The 1,156-nt window shown below is 41.5% G+C and carries 1 protein-coding gene; it reads right to left on the reverse strand.

Going from position 1 to position 1,156, the window contains the following annotated elements; genetic code table 11:
* Positions 1-1,018: ABC-F family ATP-binding cassette domain-containing protein (locus R8O70_RS25830; RefSeq protein ID WP_318184538.1), on the reverse strand; the 1,018-nt coding region annotated here is incomplete at its 3' end.
* Between the last annotated feature and the right edge of the window lie 138 nt (positions 1,019-1,156).

Consider the following 1,156-nt stretch of genomic DNA (forward strand, 5'->3'; position numbering starts at 1 on the left):
CCATCGGTGACAGTAAAGGCGTTTGATAGCCAATGCTCAACGCTTCGGCACTAACAACACTTTGATGTCCAATAGGCGCATAAGAAAAATCAAATTCAGTCACGGCATCTGTTTTATGCAACTGAATCCTTTCAATTTTATCCAATTGTTTCTTACGGCCCTTCGCAATGCTCGCATTCACACCTGCGCCATTTTTCGCAATAAACTGTTCCAGTTTCTTAATCTCAGCTTGCTGTGAGTGGTACTCTTTTTCCAACAGCGAATTGTTGTGTCGCTTTTGCGCCATTGCTTTGTGGTATGAGCCGGTGTATTTCTGGATTTTTTGATAGTCGATATCACAGATGCAGGTAGTAACCGCATTCAGGAAACTCACATCATGAGACACCAATAATACGGTTCCTACATAAGCATTGAGATAACTCTTCAACCACTCAATATGAGTTGCATCAAGATAGTTAGTCGGCTCATCTAACAATAAGACGTCTGGTTCACGCAACAATAAGCGCGCTAATAAAACCTTATGGCGTTGCCCACCACTTAACGCACTCATTAGAGTATCCAGTCCCAACTGCTGTATACCAAGCCCTGCGGATACACTTTCAATTTTGGCATGTAAGGCGTAAAAGCCTTGGGCTTCCAATTCCGTTTGTAACTTAGCAACTCGGCGAAGCAAAGAAGGCGATGCAGATTCAGCCATCTCTTGATACAAAGAAAATAATTCACGTTCAGCTTCAAACAACTCATTAAATGCCGATTGTAAACATTCTCTAATCGTCTGAGTTTTATCTACCACAAGATGTTGATCAAGATAGCCAATCTCTAAGTTTGGCTGCCAATGAATATCTCCCTCATCGGCAGAAATTTCACCAACAAGCAACTTTAACAACGTACTTTTTCCTACTCCGTTTGCACCGGTGATTCCTACATGCTCTCCAGCATGAATAGTGAAGTGGGAATGGCTATATAGGTGATGATCAACAACCTGATAGGACATATTTTTAACGTGTAACACACTCATGTTTTTTACCAAATAAAAAGGGCCGGTACTTACATACCGGCCCCTATTTCAACTATGGGTAACTTCATATCTGATTTCAAACTTCAGATACAAAAAAGCCGGTGATGAAATATCACCGGCGGTCTCTTGTCTTTACTC

Origin of the sequence: Vibrio sp. 779(2023) (assembly GCF_033344285.1) — a bacterium.
Taxonomy (GTDB): Bacteria; Pseudomonadota; Gammaproteobacteria; order Enterobacterales; family Vibrionaceae; genus Vibrio; species Vibrio alginolyticus.